The sequence below is a fragment of the Mesorhizobium sp. M8A.F.Ca.ET.207.01.1.1 genome (assembly GCF_004794715.1).
In the GTDB taxonomy this organism is placed as follows: domain Bacteria; phylum Pseudomonadota; class Alphaproteobacteria; order Rhizobiales; family Rhizobiaceae; genus Mesorhizobium.
Genome location: NZ_SRUS01000268.1, coordinates 1 through 350, shown reverse-complemented (window position 1 = coordinate 350; position 350 = coordinate 1). Strand labels below are relative to the sequence as shown.

Annotated in this window: 1 protein-coding gene; it reads right to left on the bottom strand. The window is 70.0% G+C overall.

What is annotated here, in order from left to right:
* Nucleotides 1-350, bottom strand: a 350-nt coding sequence (locus EN850_RS34475; protein WP_210238046.1) for a hypothetical protein, incomplete at both ends; no start/stop codon positions are given.

The following is a 350-nucleotide window of genomic DNA, read 5'->3' as shown; positions in this document are numbered from 1 at the left end:
GCGCCCTCTGCGGCCGCAACCGGCGCCACCGTCAGTGCCCGCACCTGGGCCTGGTTCACCACGCCATCGCGCCCGCCCTTGCCGCCGGTGTAATGCGCGAAGTGCTGCAGCGCGCTCATGTTGAACCCCTCTTCAAGCGTGATCGTGCAGCGGCCCCTGGTCACCGGGAACGTCGCCGAGGTCGAATCCTGCACGGCTACGCTGTGCGGCAGGGTGACCGTACGCCGCTGCAGCGGCTGGCCCGGGCATTGCAGCGGCAGCGGTTTCACTGCAGCCGTTACCCCGGTGTTGATCGGCCCGCTGGGGTTGGTGTACTGCAGGCGCAGGCGTACCTGCCCGGCTTTGGCCGG